At 71.0% G+C, this 23,918-nt stretch carries 15 protein-coding genes; 2 read left to right on the forward strand and 13 right to left on the reverse strand.

The window, feature by feature from the left end; translation table 11 throughout:
* Positions 1-126: 126 nt before the first annotated feature.
* Entirely contained in the window at positions 127-1,785 is a 1,659-nt protein-coding gene (locus tag ABD798_RS20495) for a DUF885 domain-containing protein (RefSeq protein ID WP_344877172.1), read from the forward strand.
* 54 nt (positions 1,786-1,839) lie between these two features.
* Complete coding sequence (locus tag ABD798_RS20500) at positions 1,840-2,319, forward strand: hypothetical protein (protein WP_344877174.1); 480 nt, start codon at positions 1,840-1,842, stop codon at positions 2,317-2,319.
* A gap of 43 nt (positions 2,320-2,362) precedes the next feature.
* On the opposite strand, the gene ABD798_RS20505 is transcribed toward ABD798_RS20500, so the two are convergent.
* The 13 genes from ABD798_RS20505 to ABD798_RS20565 all read right to left on the reverse strand — a co-directional run bounded on the left by ABD798_RS20505 (position 2,363) and on the right by ABD798_RS20565 (position 23,506).
* Complete coding sequence (locus ABD798_RS20505; RefSeq protein WP_344877176.1) at positions 2,363-2,680, reverse strand: DUF3618 domain-containing protein; 318 nt, start codon at positions 2,678-2,680, stop codon at positions 2,363-2,365.
* Positions 2,677-3,078, reverse strand: coding sequence for a phage holin family protein (locus ABD798_RS20510; RefSeq protein WP_344877178.1), 402 nt, complete (start codon positions 3,076-3,078; stop codon positions 2,677-2,679). Before ABD798_RS20510 ends, ABD798_RS20505 begins: the two co-directional genes overlap by 4 nt.
* 26 nt (positions 3,079-3,104) lie before the next feature.
* Entirely contained in the window at positions 3,105-3,440 is a 336-nt protein-coding gene (locus tag ABD798_RS20515; protein WP_344877180.1) for a hypothetical protein, read from the reverse strand.
* Positions 3,441-3,504: 64 nt separating this feature from the next.
* On the reverse strand, positions 3,505-4,071 hold the full coding sequence (locus ABD798_RS20520) for a DUF1349 domain-containing protein (protein WP_344877182.1): 567 nt from the start codon (positions 4,069-4,071) through the stop codon (positions 3,505-3,507).
* Positions 4,068-4,691 carry a TetR/AcrR family transcriptional regulator gene (locus tag ABD798_RS20525; RefSeq protein ID WP_344877184.1) on the reverse strand — a complete coding sequence of 208 codons (624 nt, stop codon included), beginning with the start codon at positions 4,689-4,691 and terminating at the stop codon, positions 4,068-4,070. The genes ABD798_RS20520 and ABD798_RS20525 overlap by 4 nt, the downstream gene beginning before the upstream one ends.
* 21 nt (positions 4,692-4,712) lie before the next feature.
* Complete coding sequence (locus ABD798_RS20530; RefSeq protein ID WP_344877186.1) at positions 4,713-6,551, reverse strand: class I SAM-dependent methyltransferase; 1,839 nt, start codon at positions 6,549-6,551, stop codon at positions 4,713-4,715.
* Positions 6,552-6,652: 101 nt separating this feature from the next.
* A complete protein-coding gene (locus ABD798_RS20535; RefSeq protein WP_344877188.1) occupies positions 6,653-7,504 on the reverse strand; it encodes a class I SAM-dependent methyltransferase in 852 nt (283 codons plus the stop codon).
* A gap of 164 nt (positions 7,505-7,668) precedes the next feature.
* The gene (locus ABD798_RS20540) at positions 7,669-9,531 is read right to left on the reverse strand and encodes a class I SAM-dependent methyltransferase (protein ID WP_344877190.1); all 1,863 of its coding nucleotides are present in this window, start codon (positions 9,529-9,531) and stop codon (positions 7,669-7,671) included.
* Entirely contained in the window at positions 9,528-10,721 is a 1,194-nt protein-coding gene (locus tag ABD798_RS20545) for a glycosyltransferase (protein ID WP_344877192.1), read from the reverse strand. Before ABD798_RS20545 ends, ABD798_RS20540 begins: the two co-directional genes overlap by 4 nt.
* Before the next feature lie 43 nt (positions 10,722-10,764).
* Entirely contained in the window at positions 10,765-11,589 is an 825-nt protein-coding gene (locus ABD798_RS20550; RefSeq protein ID WP_344877194.1) for an alpha/beta fold hydrolase, read from the reverse strand.
* A 1-nt stretch (position 11,590) separates the two neighbouring features.
* Positions 11,591-11,854 (reverse strand): acyl carrier protein, encoded by a 264-nt coding sequence (locus tag ABD798_RS20555; RefSeq protein ID WP_344877415.1) that lies wholly within the window; start codon positions 11,852-11,854, stop codon positions 11,591-11,593.
* A 65-nt stretch (positions 11,855-11,919) separates the two neighbouring features.
* On the reverse strand, positions 11,920-16,341 hold the full coding sequence (locus ABD798_RS20560) for a beta-ketoacyl synthase N-terminal-like domain-containing protein (protein ID WP_344877196.1): 4,422 nt from the start codon (positions 16,339-16,341) through the stop codon (positions 11,920-11,922).
* 34 nt (positions 16,342-16,375) lie between these two features.
* Complete coding sequence (locus ABD798_RS20565; RefSeq protein WP_344877198.1) at positions 16,376-23,506, reverse strand: SDR family oxidoreductase; 7,131 nt, start codon at positions 23,504-23,506, stop codon at positions 16,376-16,378.
* Positions 23,507-23,918: the final 412 nt, after the last annotated feature.

The following is a 23,918-nucleotide window of genomic DNA, read 5'->3' on the forward strand; positions in this document are numbered from 1 at the left end:
GAAGACTGGCGGACTTTCCGTTGGTGGGGCGGAGTGCGGGTTGGGGCGGAAGGTGAATAGGTGTGGAGTCCAGAGGTGCTCGCGGCCTAGGATGCGGACAGGAAAACAAATCTTTGGGGGTAGTGGATGTCCGCCGTGGACCGGCTCGCCGACGAACTGCTTGACGTGATCTTCGACCACAACCCGGTCTTCGCCACGATCACCGGGATGCGCGAGCGGGATCACCTGCTCGGCGGCTACTCCGCGCCGCTGCGCGCGGAGCTGACGGCGCGCTACACCGACGTCCTGGAGCGCGCGCGTGCGCTGCCTGCGGACGGGCTGAGCGCGCGGGACGCGGTCACCAGGGCGGTCGTGGTGCAGAGCGCGGAGTCGGCGCTGGACCAGTTCGAGGTGCGCTTCGAGGACTTCGCGGTCACCGACGACTTCATCGCGCCGTACGCGGAGCTGCTGACCGCGATCCCGATGACGGTGTGCCAGACGCCGGAGCAGACCCGCGCCTACCTCGCCCGCCTCGCGGAGATCCCGCGCGTGCTGGACGAGCTCGGCGCGCTCAACGTCGCGGCGGTCGCGGACGGGCTGCTGCCGGTGACCCACCTCGTCGAGGGCGCGATCACCTACATCGAGCGCTACCTGAGCGACCCCGAAGCCGATGTGCTGCGCGAACCGGTCACGGACGAGGCGTTCGCGCAGGAGCTGGACCGCGTGCTCAGCGAGCAGGTGCGGCCGGCCTACGCGAAGTACCGGCAGCTGCTGATCGACGAGGTGTTGCCGCACGGGCGTCCCGAGGACAAGGCCGGGCTGTGCTGGCTGCCCGACGGCGAGCGCCGTTACGCGAAGCTGGCCAAGCTGCACACCACCACCGACCGCGACCCGAGGGAGCTGCACCGCACCGGCCTTGAGCTGATCGCGAAGCTCGCGGAGGAGTACAAGGAGATCGGCTCGCGGCTGTGGGGCACCACGGACCTCGCCGAGATCTTCGAGAAGATGCGCACCGCGCCGGAGCTGCGGTGGACCGGCGCCGAGGAGATGCTGACCGCGGCGCGCGCCGCCGTGGCGAAGGCGGAAGCCGCTGCGCCGCAGTGGTTCGGGCTGCTGCCGAAGGCGAAGTGCGAGGTGCGCGAGGTGCCCGCCGCCGAAGCTCCCGCCAACCCCGCCGCCTACTACATGCAGCCGTCGTTGGACGGCGCGCGCCCCGGCATCTACTTCCTCAACACCTACCAGGCGAGCGAGCGGTTCCGCTTCGGCAGCGAGGCGCTGGCCTACCACGAGGCCGTGCCGGGCCACCACTTCCAGATCGCGCTCTCGCAGGAGCTGACGGAGCTGCCGATGCTGCGCAGGATCTCCGTGGTGACGGCCTACGCGGAGGGCTGGGGCCTCTACACCGAGCGCCTGGCCGAGGAGATGGGGCTGTACTCCGACGACATCGCCAGGCTCGGCATGCTGTCGATGGACTCGATGCGCGCGGCACGGCTGGTCGTGGACACGGGCGTGCACGCGCTGGGGTGGAGCCGCCAGCAGGTGGTGGACTACCTCACCGAGAACACCCCGATGCCCGCGGTGGAGATCTCCTCGGAGACTGACCGCTACATCTCCTACCCGGGCCAGGCGCTCGCGTACATGGTGGGGCGCTTGGAGATCCTGCGGTTGCGCGCGGAGGCTCAGGCTAAGCTCGGCGACCGCTTCGACATCCGCGCGTTCCACGACGTGGTGCTCGGCGGCGGGTCGCTCCCGCTGTCGGTGCTCGCCGACGTCGTGGCCGCGTGGGCGGCGGAGCAGCAGGGATAGCAGGCGCCGCAACGGGTATCCGGCGGGGAGTTGTGTCTGCTGAAGGAGGCGTGCATGGACTCCCCGCGTTCCCAGGGGCCGCCGGTGGTGTACGAGGGCCGGTGCCGCGAACCCGCGCTGCTCGTGCTCGACGCGGAGGGAGAAGCCAAGCGCGGCCATCTCCCTCCGACGTGGGCACCGCTGCTCGACCGCGCCCGTGTCGGTTGGGTGCGGATGCCGGTTTTCCTTGAGCAGCGCGGAGACGCGTTCGCTTTCGTGCCTCAGGACGCCGAGCGCGTGTACGTGCTAGCGAACGGGAGCGCGGCTGAGGCGGCGATCCGCGTGTCGCAACTGCACGCCGACGTGGTGCGTTCGGTGTTGTTGGTGGACCCGATGACCGACGAGAGCACGCTCGGCGAGCTTCCCGTTCCCGTGCGGGTCGTCGCGGTCAGCGATGACACGCGCAACGAGGCCGGTGCACCTTTACCGTTGGGGCACCCGGTGGTCGTCAAGGCAGTCGAGAAGGTGCTCCGCGAACTGGAACCTGTTGCGTAGCAAGAAGTAAGCCCCCGCCGAAGATGATGGCGGGGGCTTAGCTTCAGCTGTGTTTCCTGCGTTTGATCAGGCGGAGCACCAGTACGCCAGCGGCCACTCCGCCCGCTGCGGTGGCCGCCCGTTTGCGATCGACCGTGCGCGCCCAGTCCACCGCGTGTCCTACCGCGTACTGGGCCTTCTCACGCAGCTGCTCGGCCTTCTCCTTCGCGCGTGCCTTCACGTCCAGCTTGTAGGACAAGGCATCCACGGTTCCGGCGAGCTTCGCACGTGTGTGCAAGATGTCCTCGCGCAACTCTTCGCGAGTCTCGGGTTCCGCGCCACCGATCACAGCGACGCCGTCGTTGGTCCGCTTCGTCGTCATCGGGCAGAGCCCTCCTTGAGCGCGGTGATGTCCTTGCGCACGTTGGCGATCGTCTGTTCCGGTACCGGTGGCACAGCCTTCGCGAGCTGCTTCTTGCCGACCACCGCGAGCACACCCGCGATGAGCAGCAGTGCCGCGCCGACGACGAACGCCGCCAACCACGGGGCCATGCCCACCGCCAGCAGCAGCACAAGACCGGCGAACACCGTGGCGAGCCCGTAGAGCGCGAGGACTCCGCTCACCCCGAACGCCCCGGCGCCGACGCCCGCGCGTTTGCCCTTCTCCTTGAGCTCGGCCTGGGCGAGTCGCATCTCGTCCCGCACGAGGCGGGAGACCTGCTCGGACAACTGCGCGACGAGTTCACCGGTCGTCGGTTCCGCATTCGCTGTCTTCGACATCGTCAGCTCCCTTCTGACGCTGTCGGTTACCCCGATCGGTGCCGGTCAACCCGGTAGCGCAGCAGCGGTGCGTGCGTCTCGTGCTCGCGGCCCGAGCAGAACCACCTCGGCACGAGCACTCGCCAGCGGGTGCGCTCCTCGCGAGCCTGCACGCGGTTGGCCCGAGCGGGGCGCATGACCATGCTGATCGCCAGGCCGATGGCGGCGACGTGCGTCGCGGCGGTGCTGAAGGCTTCGTGCCCGGTGGCCACGAACAGGAATCCGAGCACGCTCATGAACACGAAGCGGCGCAGCGAGTAGGTGACCAAGACCTCCTGGACGGTCTCGGTGCGCTGGGTCTCCTGTGCGGTCCGGGTGTCCATCGCGCACCTCCTGGCCTGCTCGGGCACAACGGATACCCCGACCGGAGCAGCGCTACCCAGTTGATCAGGTGCGCACCTCGAAGTGGTGGAAACGCGTGGTGAAGCCCTTGCCCTGCGGAGACGCGCACATCGGCCCGACGAGGACGTCGCCGCCCGGAGGGAGGTAGGCCAACCGCAGCATGGTGCTCGGTTCGGCCGCGCCGACGCCGTAACGGATGGTGACCGCGTCACCGGTGCGGTCGACGTGCAGGGTCACCGCTTCGGTGAGTTCGGCGAGCGCCACCACCGACCAGTCGGAGAAGTCCCTGGTCACCACGGCGCTGAGGAAGTGCTCGCCGTCCACGAACTCGATCCCGGTCTTGATCCAGTTCCGTTCGTCGACCCGCAGCAGCGCGCCCGCCTGGTCGTACTGCTCGGCGTAGTCGCCGGTGAAGCTCAGCCGCAGCTCGAAGTCGCCGCGCACAGGCCGCAGCAGCGCGTGCCCGGTGTCCCTGACGAAGTCGTAGTGCGTGGTGCGCCAGAAGTCGCTGTCGTCCTTGGTCGTCACCGTGAGTCCGTCCACTGTGGACCATTCGGCGGGCGGATTGAGCCAGCTCCAACCGGGCACGCCGAAGGCGGTGATCTCGTTCATGCGCGCTCCTTCTTGACCGTGTTCCGCAGCTTCGCGCGCACCACGCGCCGTGCGAGGGGGCCCAGCTCGTCCACGACCTCGACGAGCTTCGCGAGTTCTTCCAGCGTGGAGCCGATCGGCGCGACCGGCTCGAACAGCTCCAGGCCGACGAAGGTCGCGGCGATCGTCCCCGCCAGCGTGGCCGGATCGAGCAGCCCGTCCAGCGGCGAATCGGCGAGCAGGCGGCGCAGCACGTGCTCGATCTCGGTCACCCACAACCCGACCGCCGCGGCGGTGGCTTCGGCGACCTTGGGATCGCGCTGCGCTCCGGCCAGCATCTGCGCCAGCACGGTGACGTTGCCCGCCTCGGTCTCCTCTTCGTGCAGCCGCGCGCCGAGTGCGAGCAGCCCGGAGAACGAGTCCACCTCGGCGAAGCGCTCGCGGAAGCGCTCCACCCGCTCCTCGGTGGACACCAGGCACGCCTGCGCGAGGAGGTTGTCGACGCTGTCGAAGTGGTAGAAGACCAAGGCCTGGTTGACGCCCGCGGTCGCGGCGATGGTCCTGGCGGAGACCCCCGAGATGCCTTGCGAGCGCACCGTTTCGATCGCGCCGTCGATCAACCGCCTGCGGGTGTCGCCCATCAGCTCACCCTAGGCCGTTGGTCAGTCCTTGCGGGCCAGCAGCCGGTAGGAGTTGCACAGCCCGTACTTCTCCGCCACGTCCTTGAGCGCCACATCGGCCAGGACACCCGCCGCCATCAGCGGAGTGCCCGCCGCGAAAGTCACGCCCCTCGCGATCCGGCTCAGCGTCGACGGAGGCTCCGGGCGCCACGGCACATCGCGCTCCGGCGCCACCGCGCGCAACGCCGTCCACGTCGAGATCAGCAGGTCGGCGGGCTGGTGCGCCTCCGCGTGCTGTTCGAGCACCACGGTGCAGCCCAGCTCGCTCAAGCGCTCGCGCAGGTTCTGCGCGGGGAAGAAGTGCAGGTGCTGCGGCTGGAGCCAGATCGACCACCACTTGCCGAGCAGCTTCGCCCAGCGGCACGCGGGATCGGGCACGTCGATCAGCAGGTAGCCGCCCGGGCGCAGCACCTTCGTCGCCGCCTCCAGCTCCAGCTGCGGGTCCTTGCTGTGCTCCAGGTAGTGGAACATGCTCACCACGTCGTAGCGGTCGGGCATGCTCGGCGCGAGGTCCACGAACATGCCCCGGTATCCGCGCTCGACCCAGCCCCTGCTCTCGGCGATGCCGATGCCCTCGCTCATGTCCAGCCCGTGGAAGCTGGTGTCCGGCCAGACCTCCTTGGCGGCGTTGCAGAAGTGGCCGTGGCCGGTGCCCACGTCCAGCCACTTCTCCGGCGTGATGTGCGGCCGCACCGTCTCCGCCTGCGGCTGGAAGTACCCGCGCCGCGTCGCGAAGATGCCCTGGATCATGTCCTCGTTCAGCCCGTCGTAGGCGTCGCGGTAGTAGAAACCGAGGCCCTCGGCGGTCGGCTGCGGGTTGGTGAAGATGTGGCCGCAGGACCGGCATTCGTCCACTTTGAACTCGCCGGGCTTGCCCTGGTTCAGATCGCTCGTGCGCAGTCGCACCGTCAACTCGGTGCCGTGGCACCACGGGCAGTCCGCGCGCTCCGGCTCGAAGAACCTGTCCAGCCCGGCTTCGATGTCGGCCTGGTACGCCGCGCGCCTGCGCTGCACCGGGTCCTCGCCGCCCGCCCTGTGCTCCGCCTCCGCGCGCAGCGCCGCCACCAGCCGCTTCGGCTCGCGGACCAGGCGAAGGAGGCTGTAGGACCACAGATCCGCAGGCTTGAGGTGGCGGTTGCCCGCCAGCACCATCAGCGGGTGCGCCGACCACGCGGCCAGCGCGGCGAACGCCCAGCCGGGGCTGAACAGTCCACTTGCGACGATCAGCGCCGGAATCGTCAGCAGGGTGGCCGCGTTGGGGCCGAGCCGGGAACCGTGCCGGACTCGCAGGACTTCGGCGTCGTCGGCCAGCACCGCGGGCGAGGACCACAGCCTCGGCGCCAGCACGACCTGTGTTCGCGCCGCCGCGTGCGGCTTCAGCTCCTTCTCCGCCTTCGCCAGCTCCACCGCGCTCGGCGTGCCCCGCTGCGGCAGCCCCACCTTGCGCAGCAACTGCTGTTCGACCAGCACCGCGTGCCCGCCACCGTGGCCCTTCGCCTGCCGGTCCTGGCGGTGGGTGCGCGGGTCGACCTCGTGCAGCAGGTCCAGCACGCGCGAGGTCGGCAGGTCGCGCGGCACCAGGTTCACCACCGAGAGCCCGTCGCGCTTGGCCAGCTCGCGCGCGGCCACCTCGGTGACCTGGTCGACCACGACCCCCTTGGCGCGCACCATGCGCAGCGCGGCACCCTGTCCGTCCACTTCGGACTCGCCAGAGCGCTGCCTCGGCACCAGCGGCAGCACCGGCAGCCCGGCCAGCCTGCGCCGCTTGGCCAGCGCGTCGAGCACCGTCACCAGCACCGCGGCCACGGGCAGGACGCGCACAGCTTTGGACCACCCACGCTTCGCCATACCGCAGATATCGGCATCTACCAGCGGTAACCCGATTACCCGATCTTGTGGGTGACGGAGCGTCGAATCAGGACCTACTGGTTGCTGGCGCTCAGGGACGGCTGGGACTCGAACAGGTTGAGCATGTAGACGCGGGCCTTCTTGCCGTAGAACGCCTTGGCACCCGCGAGCGCCAGGCGCGGCACCAGGGGAAGGCGGGAGCGGAGTCCTCTGGGGAGCTGGAGCAGCGTTCGGGATTCGGTGAGGCGCAGACCGATGTCCCAGCGCTGCACCACTTCGGGGTCGTCGCAGTGCCAGGAGTACTCGGCGTCGACCGTCTTCACGAACATCTCGTCGCCCTGGTGTTCGACCATCCAGCGGCCCGCGGTGTCGAATGCGACGCGGGATCCGGGGAAACCCTGCGCGAGCTGGCCGAGCGCGCTGCGGACGTCCGCCTCGTCGAGGTAGAGCAGAACACCCTCGGAGACGAAGAAATACGGCGCCGGCAGCGAGCGGACGACCTCGAACCAGGAATCGTCCAGCACGGAGCCGCCCACCAACCGACGCCGCTCCGATTCGGAGAAGAACCGCTCGCGCAGCTCCATCGCGTCCGGGAGGTCCACGTCGACCCAGTGCATCCGGCCGTTGTCCACGCGCTCGAACCGGGTGTTCAGCCCGGCTCCGATCTCGACAACGGTTCCACCGGGGTGCGAAGAAAGGAATTTCCGCACCCAGTCGTCGTAGAACAGTGTGCGCAGCACCGACGCGCCCAGCGTCGGCGACCCGACGAACTTCGTGAAGTCGTAGTCGATCTGTTCCACCATCTCGACGGCCCTGGGGTCCTGGATGAGACCCCGCTTCTTCTTCCCCGTTTCCAGGGCGCGGGCGTACAGGGTGCTCAGCAGTGTCTCCTGGACAGTGCCGAGTTCGATCGAGATGCGTTCCATTCGTGCAGTTATAGCAGTGCTTCCCCGACGCACATAAGCGTCCGGTGAGCATTCCTCGGTGTCGGGCCGGAACGCGGAGGAATCGGCGCACGCCAAGAGAACCCGCGTCGTTTTCCCAGCGGAGACGGCCCTCCACTGTGGAGCGTGGTGCTGCCTGTGTCCGGTCAGGACTTGCGGGCGATGACGCGGTAGGCGTTGGTCAGGCCGAGCCGCTCCGCGAAGGGGCGCAGCGCGCGATCGACCAGGCTCGCCGCGAGCATGACCGGGCTACCAACGATGAAGGTGGCCGCGTGCAACGCCCTGGCGGCGGGCTCGGGCTTGGCGGCGTGCCACGGCAGGTCCTCACCTCGGGAGGCGAGGTCGTTGAGCCGCGTCCACGTCGCCGACAGCAGGTCGAGCGCCTCGTGGGCCTCGGCGCGCTGCTCCAGCACCACGGTGAAGCCCATCTTCTCCAGCTGCCGCCGGAGGTTGCCGATCGACACGAAGTTCAGGTGTTGCGGCTGAAGCCACGGCAGCCACCACTTGCCGAGCAGGCTCGCCCAGCGCGCCTCGGGGTCGGGCACCTCGATCACCAGGTGACCGCCGGAGCGCAGCGCGGTGTGCGCGGCCTCCAGCTCCCGCTTGGGGTCCAGGCTGTGCTCCAGGTAGTGGAACATGCTGACCACGTCGTAGTTCGCGGCCATGGACGGCGACAGGTCCACGAAGCTGCCCCGGTAGCCGCGGTCGATCCAGCCGCGGTGCTCGGCGATCTTGATGCCGTCGGTGATGTCCAGGCCGTCGAAGGTGGTCTGCGGCCACACCTCGCGCGCGGCGTTGCAGAAGTGGCCGTGGCCGGTGCCGACGTCGAGCCAGGACTCGGGCTGGGCGAAGCGCTTCAGCGACTCCGCGCGCGGCCGGTACATGACCCCGCGCGCCTTGAACAGCCCGTCGAGCTGCTTCTCGCCGAGGCCGTCGTAGAAGTCGCGGTAGTAGAAGTCCAGGCCGGCCGGGGTCAACTGCGGGTTCTGGAAGACGTGTCCGCAGTCCTGGCAGCGGTCCAGCACGAACGTGCCGGGCTTGCACTGGATCAGATCCCGCGTGCGCAGCCGGACCTCCAGGCGCGTCGAGGAGCACCACGGGCAGTCGGTGCGGCGTTGCCCGAAGAAGCGCTCGACGCCCTTGGCCAGCTCGGCCTGGTAGGCGGGGCGGCGCTGCTCGACCGGGTCCACCCGCTCGACGGTGCGGGACCGGGCGGTCGCCAGCGCGGCGAGCAGCCGCTTGGGCTCCTTCACCGCGCGGGTGGCGCTGTAGGACAGCAGATCCGCCGGGCGCATGTTCTTGCTGCCGTAGAACACGATCAGCGGCTGGACGGACCACGCGCCGATCGCGGCCAACGCCCACGCGGGGTTGATCAGCGTGCTCGCCGCGAGCGTCGACAGCCACGCGAACTGCGGCAGCAGGGCACCGGCGGTGTTCTCGCCGTGCATCGACGCCAGCACCTCGGGGTCCTTGGCCACCACGTCCGGCGCGCTGGTCAGCCGCGGCGCCACGATGAGGTCGGTGCCCCCGGGCGCGTGCAGCTTCAGCTGGGCGATCGCCTCGGCCAGTTCCGGCGCGCTCGGGCGCCCGTTGTCGGTGGGGATCCCCGCCGCGCGGAGCACGCCGTCATCGGCCAGCGTCGCGTGCAGCGCGCCTCGGCCGAGTGCCTGCCGGTCGGTGCGGTAGGTCGTCGGGTCCACCGCGCGCAACAGGTCCAGCGCCTGGGCCACCGGGAGGTCGCGCGGTACGAGGTCCAAAGTGGACAGACCTTCGGCCTGCGCGTGCGCGCGTGCCGCGGCGAGCGTCGCCCGGTCCACCCGGACGTCCTCGGCCTCCAGCACGCGGAAGCGGTCCTGGCCGGGCTCCGGGCGGTCCGGCAACGTGCGCAGACCGGCCAGCCTGCGGCGCAGCTGCGCGGTGTCCAGCACGAGCCCGGCGATGATCCCGGCCTGGATGCAGCGCCGGACCCACTTCCCGGAACGGCTGCGAGGAGACTTTCCTGCGGTCACGCTGTGGTCCCTCCTGTGCCCGCGAGTGCGGTGGCGGTGGCGTCGTGCGCCAGGAGCTCGAGGTGCTTCGCCGCGCTCGCCGCCCCGCCGGCCGCGCGGAAGGAGTCCCGCACCCGCTCGGCCGCGGCCCGGTGCTCCGCTCCGGAGAGCACGGCGTCGACGGCCGCGCCGATCTGCTCGGCACCCGCCCGGGTGAAGCGCAGCCTGACGCCCGCCCCGCAGTCGACCACCTGCTGGGCGACGATCGGCTGGTCGTCGCGGATCGGGGCGACCACGAGCGGAAGCCCGTGCGAGAGCGTCTCGCAGACGGTGTTGTGCCCGGCGTGGCAGATCACCGCGTCGACCCGGTCGAGCAGTCGCAGCACCGGAACCCTCGGCGCGACAACGGCTCCGCCCCCGGGGTGCTCGGTCAGCACACCGGCCGGATCGGCGATGACGGCCTGGATCCGGTCGGCGCGCTCGACAAGCGCCCGGGTGGCCTCGCGCAGGAACCGCTCCCCGGCCTCGTCGTTGGCGGTGCCCAGGGTGAGCAGCACCGTCGACCGGTCCCGCGCCAGCTCCTCGAACGGGAAAGCGGTGTCGTCTGGCCGGGCGGTGATCGAGGGGCCGACGAAGCGCACGTGCTCGTGGGCGGTCTCGCCGACCAGCGCGCGAGTGGTGAAGGCCAGCACCAGGTGCGGCGAGAACCGCGGGTCGATCTCGGCGGCCCCGCCACCGAGGTCCTCGTGCAGCTGCCGCAGCAGGTCGCGCACCCAGGCTTCGACCTTGGGCATGCTGGCGAGCGGGTCGGTGAACTCCGCCGAGGTGGTGGCCGTCGTCGCCCAGGGCAGACCGAGGGAGTTGGCGACGAGACCGCCCGCCAGGGCCTGCTGGTCGGCGACCACGACGTCGGGCCGGAACCGCTCGCAGGCCTCGCGCACGCCAGGCGCCATCGTCCGTGCCAGCGGCTCCAGGAAGCTCTGCCAGAGGAACTTCAGCGCTGCGGGGCCCTTCAGCTCCGGCGGGCGGTGCAGCCGCGGCGGTGCGGCGCAGTCGAACACCGGGGCCTGCTGTCCCGTGAGCTGGTGGACCAGGTCGCGCGAACCGGCCCACGCCACCTCGTGGCCGAGTTCGGTGAGCCGGGCGCTCACCCCGACGAGCGGGTTGACGTGACCGACCAGCGGCGGCACGACGAACAGGAAGCGACTCATGAGGCACAGCCGCCACGGGCGGGCGAACGGCGCTTGTCACCGATCATGCCGAAGCGCCCTCCAGCAGCAGGCTCGCGTTCGCCTCGTGCTCGGAGACCCACGGCAGCAGAAGGTCGCGCACGGCCTGGGGAGCTTCCACCAGCACCCAGTGCGAGGCGTTGGGCACGATCTCCGCCCGGCAGCGGGGCAGCAGGCGCTGGAGCGGCTTGGCGTGCAGGGCGGCCTGGATGGAATCGCCGCCGTAGATGGCGAGCACCGGGCACTCGACCGACTCGATCTGCTCCGCGCTCAGCAGCGGCCCGGAGGGGACCTCCCGCGCGATGGTGGTGTTCCGCAGCCCGTCCCGCAGGGACTTGGCCCGCCGTAAGGTGTGCGGGTCGTAGGTGTCCTCGATCGCGGTGATCACCTCGGGGTCCTCGAGCTGCTTGGCGCGCTCCAGGACCGCGCCGAGCTCGGTCGACCAGTCCTCGGTCGCCGGCCCGGTCTCGATCATCACGACGCTGGCGACCCGCTCGGGGTGGGCCACCGCGTAGCTGAAGGCCACCGTGCCGCCGAAGCTGTTGCCGACCAGGTGCACCGGCCGGTGCACGTCCATCTCGTTCAGCAGCTCGTGCAGGTCCTCGACGAAGTCGCTCAGCCGGTAGCCGGTCGCGGGCTTCTCGCTGCGGCCGTGCCCGCGCATGTCGTAGGCCAGCACCTCGAACCCCGCCGCGGAGGTGGGAGCGGCCAGCGTGAAGTAGAAGCTCGCCAGGCTGTCGATGCAGAGCCCGTGGATGAACACCACGACGGGGGCTTCCCCGAGGACGGTGTCCTTGGCGGCCATCTGCTGCACGTGGTGCCGGATTCCGTTCGCTGTCACCATCGCCATGTCACTGCCCCCTGACGGACGTGGCGGAACCGAGGCAGCTGACCACGTAGTCGACCAGCTGCCCGACGGTGAGGTGGATGATCTCCTCGAGGTCCAGCGTGGCCATGAACTCCGCGAAGTTGATCCGGTCGCCGTAGTGCTGCCGCAGCTCGCCGGACAGCGTGACCAGGTCGATGCTCTCCAGCTCCAGGTCCTCGTGGAACTTGGTGTCCGCCTCGATCACCGCGTCGTCCATGCCGTACTCGCCGAGCACCTCGCGCAGCATCCTGCTGATGTCCGCGAGCACAACGGCGGCCGACTGCTCAGGTGCCGACTGGTCAGGGATCGTCGTCACTTGGTTTCCTCCTGCTGTGTAAGGCCCGAAGTCCAGGCCACCACGTAGTGCCGTTCCGGTAGTCCTTCGGCGTTGCTCGCCGCGGTGCTGTGCACCAGGTAGCGCCGTTCTCCGACGCGGACGACGAGCTGGACGCCGGTGGCCTGCTCGACGACGAAGTTCTTCGGTTCTCCTTGCAGTCCGGTTCCCTCCGCCTTGGAGACGGCCTCCTTGGCGGTGAAGAACCGGGTGAACCACAGCGACCTCGACTCACCCGTGGACGCGACGAGCGCGTCGAGCAGGTCGAGTTCCTCGGTGGTCAGCGCGAAAGCGACGGTGGATTCGTCGCGCTCGGCGACCTCCTCCACGTCGATGCCGATGCCGGGGATCGACGGCGTTTCCCGCTCGTGGACCGGGCGGGTGATGGCGACGCCGATCTCGCGGCTGTGCGCGATCGAGACGTCGGTGTCGGTGAACTCCGCGCCGTGCCGCCCGGTGACGAACGGCCTGCCGCTGGGTTCGTTGGCCACCCGGACCTCGGCGGGGAACAGCGGCGGTGCGCCCGCGGCCCACAACTGCTGGCGCACAGCGTCCTTGGCGACGATGCGGCCGAGCAGCCACTGCCTGCGCGTCCTCGGCGAGCGCGCCTCGTACTCCGCGCGCTCGACGGCGGACAGGTGGTTGCGCATGATCAGGTCGCGGGAGGCGAGGTCCGGCCACAGCTCGTGCAGCAGGAACCAACCGCCGTCCTGGGCCTGCGAGATCGTGTTGCGCTCCGGGAAGCGCTCCACCGGCTCGGTCTTGGGGTTGCTGTCGAAGCGCCGGTCCACCCAGCTGTCGATGTGCGCCCACAGCGTGCCGTCGGGCAGCAGCAGCTGCATGTCGGCTTCCAGCAGGGTGTCGGTGACACCGCGGATGCCGATCACACACTCCAGCGGGACCCCGGCGGCCGGGTGCGGGCCGAAGAACCGGATGGAGCGCATGCCGACCGGGAAGACGACCTTCTTGTCGGTGAAGCGCGACATGATCCAGTAGCCGAGGATCTGGCCGACGTTGTCCAGCAGGGCACCGGGAGCGGCGGGCGTGGTGATGGTGCCGCGCACGTGGTTCTCGCTGACACCGGAGAGCGCGGTCACGCCCTGGAACAGCGGGCCGTGGAACATCCAGCGCTGGGTGTAGAGCCCTTCGCCGGGCAGCTCCGGCGTCTGCTCACCGGCGAACGGCGGCCACGGCGCGGGTGCCTGGCCGGGGTAGCTCGGGGCCAGCTCGACCGTGGCCTGGCAGTAGCCGGTGATCGACACCTCGACCCGGTGCGCGGAAACGGGGACGACGGTGACGTCGACCTCGATGCCGGGCGCGGAGACCATCCAGCGGTTGAACTTCACGTCGTGCAACGTGACCGCGCGCTGGCCGGGAGCACTGCGCTCGGCCGCGTCCATCATGTGCTGCACCAACGTGGTCGCGGGCACGATCGGCCAGCGGTCGGTCACGTCCGGCCAGTCCGGGCGCTGGTGGAAGAAGCAGTGGTCCAACAGGTACGGCATCGTCGTGGTGTTGACCGCCATCTTCTCGTGCAGTTCCCGCGGCGCCGCAACGGTTGTGATGGGAGCCGGTGCGCTCCCGGCGGCGCCGATGACGGCGGCGGCGGTGTCAGCGGTCTCGCGCAGCAGGTCTTCGAGCTGCGCGGCGAGCGGGAACTGGGTGCCCAGCTTGCCCAGCGCGCCAGCGTCGGCGACCGGCCTGCTCAGGCCCAGCGGCGGCACGGAACCGTTGAGCGACACCAGAGAACCGTTGAGGTCCAGGCGCATCGGCGGCCGGTTGGCCTTCTTCTTCGGAGCCGACGGCGCCGGGGCGACCCGAGCGGGCTGGCCGAACAGGTCCTGCGACGGCGTGCCGCCCTCGACCCACAGGGCCGTGGCGACGCGGCGCAGCTGCTCCATGCCGGAGTGCTTGCCCGAGTTGCCCACCACGGCGAGGTGTTCCTGGCCGCGCAGCGTGTCGCTGATCAGCGAGGCGAGCTGGCCGGTGCCGGTCTGCACGAAGACCCGGTAGCCGTCCGCGTACATCGCCTCGATCAGCTGGCGGAACCTGACCGGCTCCAGCAGGTGCCGGACGAACAGCTCGCGGACGTCGGACTCCGTTGTGGGGTAGGGAGAAGCCGTGGTCGCCGACCAGATCGGCAGCGCGGCCGGGTGCAGCGTCAGCTCGTTCACGGCGGTGTGGATCGGGTCCATGAACGGCGCCAGCATCGGCGTGTGGAAGCCGGACTGGAACGGCAGGACCTGGCCGAGCACGTTCTTCCCGCGCATCTCGCGGACCAGGTCCTCGACCACGTCGACCGGGCCGCACACCATGCACTGGTTGGGCGCGTTGTCGTGGGAGAGCACGAGTTCCGGGCGCGCGAGCAGTGCTTCGGTGACCCGGTCGACACCGCAACCCAGCGCGGCGAAGGCCACTCCGGGCACCTTCAGCGCGTCAGGGTCGTAGTTCTGCAGGAAGCCGTCGATCTCCGCGTCGGAGTAGATCCCGGCGGCCACCATCGCGGTCCACTCGCCGACGCTGTGCCCGGCGAAGCCGTTCGGCGTGATCCCGCTGCGCCGCAACACGGTGTCGAGCATGCGGCCCATGCTGAAGACCGCTTCTCCGTGCGCGCCAACGGTCTCACCGGACAGCTCGCGCTTGGGGAGGCCGAAGTGCGCCGCCACGTCGTCCATCTTCGGCTCGAAGTCGGCTTCGAGGCCGGGGAAGACGAAGGCGATCTTCGCGTTCGGCGCGCCCAGCAGCGGCGAGGGGCTGAACCACACGTCGTTGCGGCCGCGCCAGGACACCGCCTTCGCCGCGACCTTGCGGGCCAGGGTGAGCTTTCGCGCGGTCGGCCCGACGATGCCCAGCCGAGTGTCCGACGAGGAGCCGTCCACAAAGGACATCGCGCGCAGCTCGGCGTCGTCGGCTTCGAGCAGCTTGGCCATCTCGGCGGGCGAGGAAGCGCTGAGCCGCAGCACCTGCTCGGGCTCGGAGACCGAGACCGGAACGTCCACAGTGGACGCCTGCTCGATGACGACGTGAGCGTTGATCCCGCCGAAGCCGAAGGCGTTGACGGCAGCGCGGCGCGGAGTGCCCTCAGCGGTCTCCCACGGGCGAGCGGTGGAGATCGGCCGGAACCGGGTCTCGGCCAGCGCGGGGTGCGGCTCCTCGCAGTGCAGCGTCGGCAGCAGCACGCCCCGGTGCACCGCGAGCGCGGCCTTGACCAGCCCGGCGATCCCGGCGGCGGGCATGGTGTGCCCGATCATCGACTTGACCGAGCCGATCACGGGAAAATCTGAGGACTCAGACGCTGTGCTGGATTCCTCCGGGCCAGAACCGAAGATCCGACGCAGTGTGTCCAGCTCGGCGGCGTCACCGGCGGGGGTCGCGGTGCCGTGCGCCTCCAGCAGGCCGATGGCGTCCGGGGCGGTCGGGTCGAGCCCGGCGGCGCCCCACGCCCGCTGGAGCGCGAGCACCTGGCCGTCCGGCTCCGGGTTGAACAGGCTGGCCGCCTTGCCGTCGCTGGCGACACCGGTTCCGCGAATCACCGCGTACACCCGGTCACCGTCGCGCTGAGCGTCCTCAAGGCGCTTCAGCACCACCACGCCGGTGCCCTCGCCGATCAGGATGCCGTCGGCGTCCTTGCTGAACGGGCGGATGCTCTGGTTGACCGAAAGCGCGCGCAGCTGCGAGAAAACACTCCAGAACGTGACGTCGTGGCAGTGGTGCACCCCGCCCGCGAGCATCACGTCACAGCGCCCGGAGGCCAGCTCGTTGACGGCCTGGTCGACCGCGATCAGCGAGGAGGCGCACGCGGCGTCCACCGTGTACGCCGGGCCGCGCAGGTCGAGCCGGTTGGCGATCCGCGAGGCGGCGAGGTTGGGCACCAGGCCGATCGCGGACTCGGGCTGGTGCGGGCCGAGCTGCTCGGTGAACGCCGCGCGCACCGACTCCAGCTTCTCGGCGGGCAGATCCGGCATCAGCTCGGCCAGCGTGCGCACGAGCTGGTGCGCCGTCCGCACCCGCTGCTCCAACCGCACCAGGCCGGGCGTCAGGTAGCCGCCTCGGCCGAGCACGACGCCGATCCGGTCCCTGGCGGGCAGTTTCGCGTCACCACCGGCGTCGGCGATGGCCGCGGCGGCCACGCGCAGCGCGATCAGCTGGTCCGGCTCGGTGCCCGCGACGGAGTTGGGCATGATGCCGAACCGCGTCGGGTCGACCTCGGCGTAAGCGTCGACGAAACCACCACGGCGGCAGTAGATCTCATCCGCCTCGGCCTTCCCGGTCGCCGAGGACGGCTTGTAGAACTCCGCGTCCCAGCGTCCCTCGGGCACCTCGGTGATCGCGTCAACCCCGTCGACGAGGTTGCGCCAGTAGCTCTCCAGGTCAGGCGCGCCCGGTAGAAGCACGGACATACCTGTGATCGCGATTTGCATGCTGTTTAGCCCGTCACCATCCGGAAGCGGTGTAGACGACGGCTCGCAAGTCCGGTGCGCCGAAGGCGAGTTCGCGCAGGAGTGACATCGTGCCCTCCTCAGGGTCGATCAGCGAGATCCCCCGGCGCGCGTACTCCTGTTGCAGCTCAACGGTCACCATGCCGCCGTGCTGCGCGCTCGGCGCCCACGGTCCCCAGTGGACGGTCACGGCGCGGTTGCCCGTGCGGCTCGCCCAGCCCGCACCGATCGCCTCCAGCGCGTCGTTGGCCGAGGAGTAGTCGGACTGGCCCCGGTTGCCCAGCACGGCGGCGATGCTGCCGAACAGGGTCACGAAGCTCGGCCCGGTCGGCAGTTCCTCCAGCGCGCCCAGCAGCGCGCGGGCGCCGCCGACCTTGGTGGTGAACACCCGGTGGAAGGACTCGACGTCCTTCTCCGCCAACAGCTTGTCCTCGATCACGCCCGCCGCGTACACGACGCCGTCGATCCGGCCGTGCTCGGTGTGGATCTCCTTGACCAGCTGGCGCAACGCGTCGTGGTCGCGGACGTCCAGGCTGTGGTAGCGGACCTGGCTGCCGAGCCCGCGCAGCTGCTCCACGGTCGCGGAGACCTCGCGCTGGGCCAGGATCTGCTTGCTCAGCTTCTCGATCTCGGCGGGGGAGCGGTGCCCCAGCTCGATGAGCGCCTTGCGCAGCGCGGTCTTGTCGGTGGCCGCGGCGGTCTTGGGGTCCTCGTCCTCTCCTCCGGCGGCGGTGCGCCCGACCAGCTCGATCCGGCAGCCGCTCGCCGTCGCCACGGTCGCGGCGAACTGCGCGGTGATCCCGCGCGCCCCGCCGATCAGCAGCACCACCGAGTCGCGGTCCAGGCCGATCGCCTGCGCCTCGGCCGCACCGTCACCGGCGGGACCGGCACCCGTGCTGCCCAGGGTCAGCGGCAGCTCGGTCATCACCAGGCCGTGCCTGGAGTCCGGGGTGGCCAGCACGACCGGAGCGTCCTCAGTGGACAGGAGCTCGGCCAGCACCAGCTTCGCGACCACGGCCGCGTCGGAGGTGTGGTCGACCTCGATGAGGCGGGCGACGGTGTCGGGGTACTCGCGCTGCACGGTGCGGAAGAAGCCCCGCAGACCGGCCGCGCGGCCGTGGGTCAGCTCGGGAACGGAGGTGCCACCACCGGTCGGGCTGACCGAGATCAGCCAGCTCAGCCCGGAGGTCAGCGCCGACTTGAACGACGGGAAGGTCTCCGGCAGCACCGGCTCGTCGGCCTCGTCCCAGCCGTCCAGGTGCAGGACGCCGTGCACGTCGCCGTCGGAGCCGGTCAGCGGGCGCGGAGTGTCCGAAGTGGACACCGTGGCGCCGTGCTCGCCGAGCAGCGCCGCGACCTCGGTGCTCACCGCGCCGGTGCCGAAGAGCAGGAACTTCTTGCCGCCCAATGCCTTCCCGGCGCCGTCGAGGGAGATCGCCTCCAGCGCGGCGGGTGCCATGACCAGCCGTTTCGGCGCGATGCCCGGGTTCACCGGCTCCTCGGCCTTGACCGGAGCCGCGGCGGCAGGGGCCGAAGAACCCGTGTGCCCGCCGAGCCAGTCCGCGATGGCCTGGGCGGTGCGCGCCTTGGCCAGCTCCTCAAGCTGCTCGTCGGCCAGCTGGGTGTCGGCCGCGCCGATGCGCGAGGCCAGCTCACCGGCGATCTCGGTGCGCTTGATGGAGTCGATGGACAGGTCGGCCTCAAGGTCGAGGTCGGGCTCGATCATGTCCAGCGGGTAGCCGGTGCGCTCGCTGATGATCTCCAGCACCGTGCCGAGAATGTCCACAGTGGACGGAGTGGGAGCCGCCGCGGCGACGACGGGGGCCGGGGCGGTCGAGCCCACTCGGCTGCTCAGCCAGTCGGAGATCGCCTGCGCGGTGCGCGCCTTGGCCAGCTCCTCCAGCTGGTCGTCTTCCAGCTGCGTGTCCGCCGCGCCGATGCGCGAGGCCAGCTCGCCCGCGATCTCGGTGCGCTTGATGGAGTCGATCGAGAGGTCGGCCTCAAGGTCGAGGTCGGGCTCGATCATGTCCAGCGGGTAGCCGGTGCGCTCGCTGATGATCTCCAGCACCACGCCCAGGACGTCCACAGTGGACTGTGCTGGGGCGACAGCGACGGGAGCAGCTTCAACAACAGCGGGCGCGGGCGGCGAGTACTGCTGAACCTGCTGAACCGGCGCGAGCGGCGCGGCGACCGCCGGGATCGCGTACTGCACCTCCGGCGCGGAGCCGAGGTAGGTCAGCAGCACGTCGCGCTGCGCCTGCACCATCTCGCGGCTGGCCTGGAGGAACTGGTTGACCATGGCGTCGCGGTTGGTGCCGGGCTGCGGGGAACCGCCTGGGGTCGTCATGGTGGTGATCTCCACACGTCGGGCGGGCGCGAGGCCGTTGGGCAGGAAGTCGCCGGCGGCGGTCCGCACGACGTGGCCGTCGATGGTCCAGCCTGCGCGCTTGGGCGGCTTGGCGTTGGTCAGGTCCTTGGCGTCGCGACCGGCGAACAGCCAGCCGGTGCGCACGCCGGCCCCGGACACCGCGAGCGTGGCGGCGGCGTTCAGCAGCCCGGCCAGCCCGTGCCCGGGACGGCCCTCGCAGCCGACGGTCAGGTGCGGCCGGTCGCCCAGGATCGCCTTCACCAGGTTGCTGAGCACCTTGCCGGGCCCGGCCTCCACGAAGATCCGCGCGCCGTCGGCGTACATCGCCTCGATCTGCTCGACGAAGCGCACCGGAGCACCGACCTGAGCGGCCAGTTCGGCGCGAACGTCCTCGCCGTACACAGCCGCAGTGCGGTTGGCGTAGACCGGCAGCTCGGGGGCGCGCACATCGGCGTCGGCCAGCACCGCGCCGAAGGTCTCGGTGGCGCCGCTGACCAGCGGGCTGTGGAAGGCGCACGCCACGTTCAGCTTCTTCGGGCCGAGCCCGGCGGCCTTGAGCGCGGTCACCGCCTCGTCGATCGCGGCGGTCGGCCCGGAGATCACCAGCTGCTCGGGCGAGTTGTGGTTGGCGGCCACGACCTCGTCGGCCAACCCGGCATCGCGCAGAACCTCGGTGACGCGCTCGATCCCGCCCTTCACCGCGGCCATCGCGCCGGGGTCGTCCCCTGTGGCGCCGAGGATCGAATCCGCACGCGCCTCGCTGAGGCGCAGCAGCGTCGCGGAGTCCAGGGAACCCGCCGCCGCCAACGCGATCAGCTCGCCGTAGCTGTGCCCGGCGACCATGTCGGGGCGCACGTCCAAGCGGCTGAGCAGCTCGTGCACGGCCAGCCCGGCGATGCCCAGCGCGGGCTGCGCCACGCGGGTGTCGCGCAGCCGCGCGTCCTGCTCCTTGGCGCTGCGCTCGTCGAAGGCGGTGGGCGGGAAGATCGTCGAGGCCCACTTGCGGCCCTCGTGCAGCAGGTGGTGCACCTCGGGGAAGGCCACGAACAGATCGGCCAGCATGCCCGGCTTCTGGCTGCCCTGACCGGGGAACAGGAACGCGACCTTGCCGCCGACCTCGGGCGAGACCGACGCCAGGTGCACGCCGCGCGGGGTCTCCCCGGCGAGCGCGGAGCGCAGCAGCTGGGCCAGCTCGTCCAGATCCGTTGCCACGACAGCGATCTGCACGGGTTCGGTGCGCGCGTCGGAGCGGCGCGCCACGGTGCGCGCGACATCCCGCAGCCGCCACGGCCGACCACTGGAGTCGTTGCCGCGCAACAGCTCCAAGGTCTGCTCGACGTGCTTGCCCGCGGTCTTGAGATCCGCGCCGCGGAAGGTGAACAGCTCGGCGGGCCACTCGTCGCCGACGTGGCGCGGGGCCGGGCCGCCGTCGTAGCCGCGCAGCACCACGTGGAAGTTCGTGCCGCCGAAGCCGAATGCGCTCACACCCGCGACGCGCTCGGCGGGCTCCTCGGCCCACGGCAGCGCGGCCGAGGTGAAGGTGAAGGGGCTGCTGTCCGGCTGCCACGCGGCGTTGGGCTCGGACACGTGCAGCGTCGGCGGCTTGATGCCGGTGTGCAGCGCGAGCGCCGCCTTGATCAGACCGGCCAGGCCCGCAGCGCACTTGGTGTGCCCGATCTGCGACTTCACCGAGCCGACCGTGCAGCTGCCGGGCTGAGCGCCGTGCTCGGCGAACATCTTGGTCAGCGTGCCCAGCTCGGTGCGGTCGCCGACGACCGTGCCCGTGCCGTGCGCCTCGACCAGACCGACCTCGGCGGGGGAGATCCGCGCGTTGGCGTAGGCGCGCTCCAGGGCGTTGCGCTGGCCCTCCGGGCGCGGGGCGGTGAGGCCGAGCGACTTGCCGTCACTGGCCGCGCCGACGCCCTTGATCACGCCGTAGACCCGGTCGCCGTCGCGCTCGGCGTCCTCAAGGCGCTTCAGCGCGACGCACGCGACGCCCTCGCCGAGCGCGATGCCGTCCGCGCTGCCGTCGAAGGTGCGGCACTGCCCGGTGGGCGAGAGCGCGTGCACCGAGGAGAACAGCAGGTAGTCGTTGATGCCGTTGTGCAGGTCCGCGCCGCCGCAGAGCATCATGTCGGCCGCGCCGCTGACCAGCTCCTTGCACGCCACGTCCAGCGCCGCGAGCGAGGAAGCGCACGCCGCGTCGACGGTGTAGTTGGCGCCGCCCAGGTCGAGGCGGTTGGCGATGCGGCCGGAGATGACGTTGGCCAGCATGCCGGGGAAGGAGTCCTCGGTCAGCTTCGGCAGCTGCTCGTCCAGCGCCGCCGGAAGCTCGCCGATGTAGCCCGGCAGCACCGCGCGCAGCGAGGACGCGTTCGACAGGTCGGAGCCCGCCTCCGCGCCGAACACCACGCCGACGCGCGAGCGGTCGAAGGCCCGGCCCGTCGCGTAGCCCGCGTCGACCAGCGAGCGCTGAGCGGCCTCAAGGGCGAGCAGCTGCACGGGCTCGATCGCGGCCAGCGATGCCGGGGGGATGCCGTAGCTCAGCGGGTCGAAGGGGATCTCCGGCAGGAAACCGCCCCACTTCGACGGGGTCTTCTCGCCCGCGCTGCGACCGGTCGCCTCGGGCGAGTAGTAGGTGTCGTGGTCCCAGCGGCTGCCGGGGACCTCGGTCACCGCGTCGCGGCCGCCGACCACGTTGGCCCAGTAGGTCGGCAGGTCGGCCGCGCCGGGGAACATGCACGCCATGCCGACGATCGCCACGTCCACCGGCGGCGGCGCGGGCACCTCGGCCCTCTCCCGCCCGCTGAGCGCGCCCAGCTCGTCCAGGCGCGCGGTCAGGTGCTCGGCGGCGCCGGTGCTGACCGAGGCGTGCAGGTCGGCGACGGTGGTGACGGCCGAGCGCAGCACCGCGACCTGACCGGCCATGAACATGCCGTCGGCGAGCTGCCCGGCCTCGGCGACCTCGACCAGCTGGTCGCCGTCGCGGGTCACGCCCTTGCTGGCGATGCGCAGGCGGCCGACGTTGAGCTGCTCCAGCTTCTCCCAGGCCTCGCGGTCCGGGACGCCGCTGGTGCGCAGCTCCTCCTTGATCGCCAGGAACTCCTCGGCGAACGGGGAGGTGACGCAGCGGGTGGCGTGGCCGGGCGCGGTCTCCAGCAGCTCCGTGCGCTCGGCGGCGATCACCTGGCGCTGGAACGCGGGCTGGACGGCGCCCGCCGCCACGGCCTCCTCGGTGAAGAGGTAGGCGGTGCCCATCAGCACGCCGACGGCGACACCGCGTTCGGTCAGCGGGGCGGCCATCGCGGTCACCATCGCGGCCGAGCGCTCGTCGTGCACACCACCGGCGAAGAGCACCTGGATGCCGTGACCGTCCTTAGTGGACAGATAGTCGAGCAGCACGGAGATCTGCGCTTCCCACAACGGGAAACTGGAGCGCGGGCCGACGTGGCCGCCGCATTCGGAGCCCTCGAAGATGAACCGGCGCGCGCCCGCGTCCAGGAACTGCTTGAGCAGCCCGGGGGAGGGCACGTGCAGCAGCGCGGCGATCCCGTTGTCCTCCAACGCGTTCGCCTGGGCGGGACGACCGCCCGCGATGATCGCGCACGCGGGCTTGATCTCCTGGATGACCTCCAGCTGCCCGGCGCGCACGTCCTCCGGCGCGAAGCCGAGCACGCCGACGCCCCACGGGCGCTCGCCGAGCAGGTCGCGGGTCTGCTCCAGCAGCGCGCGGGTCTGGCTCTTGCCCGCCAGCGCCAGCGCGAGGAACGGCATCGCGCCACCCTCGGCGACGGCCTTGGCGAAGGCGGCCTGGTCGCTGACGCGGGTCATCGGGCCCTGCGCGATCGGCAGTTCGATGCCGAGCGAGGCGGCCAGCGGCGCGCCGGGGCGCAGCGCGTCCGCGCCGGAGTGCGTGTTCAGGGACGCCAGCAGCTCCTCGCGCAGCCCGCGCACGCACGCGGCGGCCGAGCCGAAGCGGTCGGCGAACTGCTTGGCGAGGAACCCGTCCTGGCCGATCGGCAGCAGCTGCTCGCGCAGGTCCTTCGCGCCGAGCCGGGCCAGCACGTCGGCCTCGGTCAGGTCGGTGGTGGACGGGGCACCGGGGCCGCGCCGCAGGAGCACGCGGTGCCCGCCGACGAGCACGGTCTCCGAACCGTCCATGGTGCTCAGCGCGGCGGTGACCTCCTCGGCGAGGTCGGACTCGGCGAGCAGGGCCAGCTGGCTGTCCAGGACCACACCGGCGGCGCCGCCGACGACTGCCGCCGTCGCGGTGCGCTGGCCGATGCCGCCGTTGACCCACACCGGCAGGTCGAATTCGGAGACGAGCTTCTGCAGCAGGACGAAGGAGCTCAGCTCGCCGACCCGCCCTCCGGCCTCGTGGCCGCGGGCGATCAGTCCGTGCGCGCCCGCCGCGACGGCCGCGCGGGCCTGTTCCGGCGAGGTGACCTCGACCAGGACGCGCGGACCGGCCTCGGCGACGCTCCAGGTGGAGCCCTCGGCGAGGACCACGGTGTCGACGCGGCCAGCTGGGAGGTCTTGTGGGCGCAGGGCGCAGCCTGGGGCCACGCGGACGCCGAAGCTGCCCTGCGCCCAGCGGGCCGTCAGGTCGAGCGCGTGCCTCGCGTGCCGGTCACCGCGTCCGAGGTCGAGGACCCCGAGCGCACCCGCGCGGCAGAGCGCGGCGACCAGGCGGGCGTTCGGCTCACCGAAGGGGGTCACCCCGATGATCAGCTCGCGCCTCACCGTTTCCGCGGACATTGAGCCTCCGTCGATCAACACAACCTGACAGTGCGGCTGGACATGCGAGGTCCAACCCGAATGGCTGAATCGAAGCGGGAAGCTATCTGGGAAAAACGAAATGGTGCAACGGGCAGTACAGCATCTTGAGGTCGTCTCAAGCTCGATTTGAGCGATCCTCAAGCGGGACTCAAGTGGCACGGTCCCGGCTGGCGGCGGCTGTAGACCCTAATTTCGGCCGATCCCGAACGACCCTGATTCCCTCGACCGGGGGTTTTCCTGCCGATCGGGGGCGAATGGGGTCCGCGAGGGGGTCCGCGCCCCGCTCGGTCGTCGCTCCAGGGCGTCCGCAGCGTTAGCCCCGGGCCACGAACGAGACGTGACCGTGACCACTCTCAAGCCCCGATGTTCACGCTAGGTGATCATCGGGGGG

It is taken from the genome of Allokutzneria multivorans (assembly GCF_039537405.1).
GTDB classification, from domain to species: domain Bacteria; phylum Actinomycetota; class Actinomycetes; order Mycobacteriales; family Pseudonocardiaceae; genus Allokutzneria; species Allokutzneria multivorans.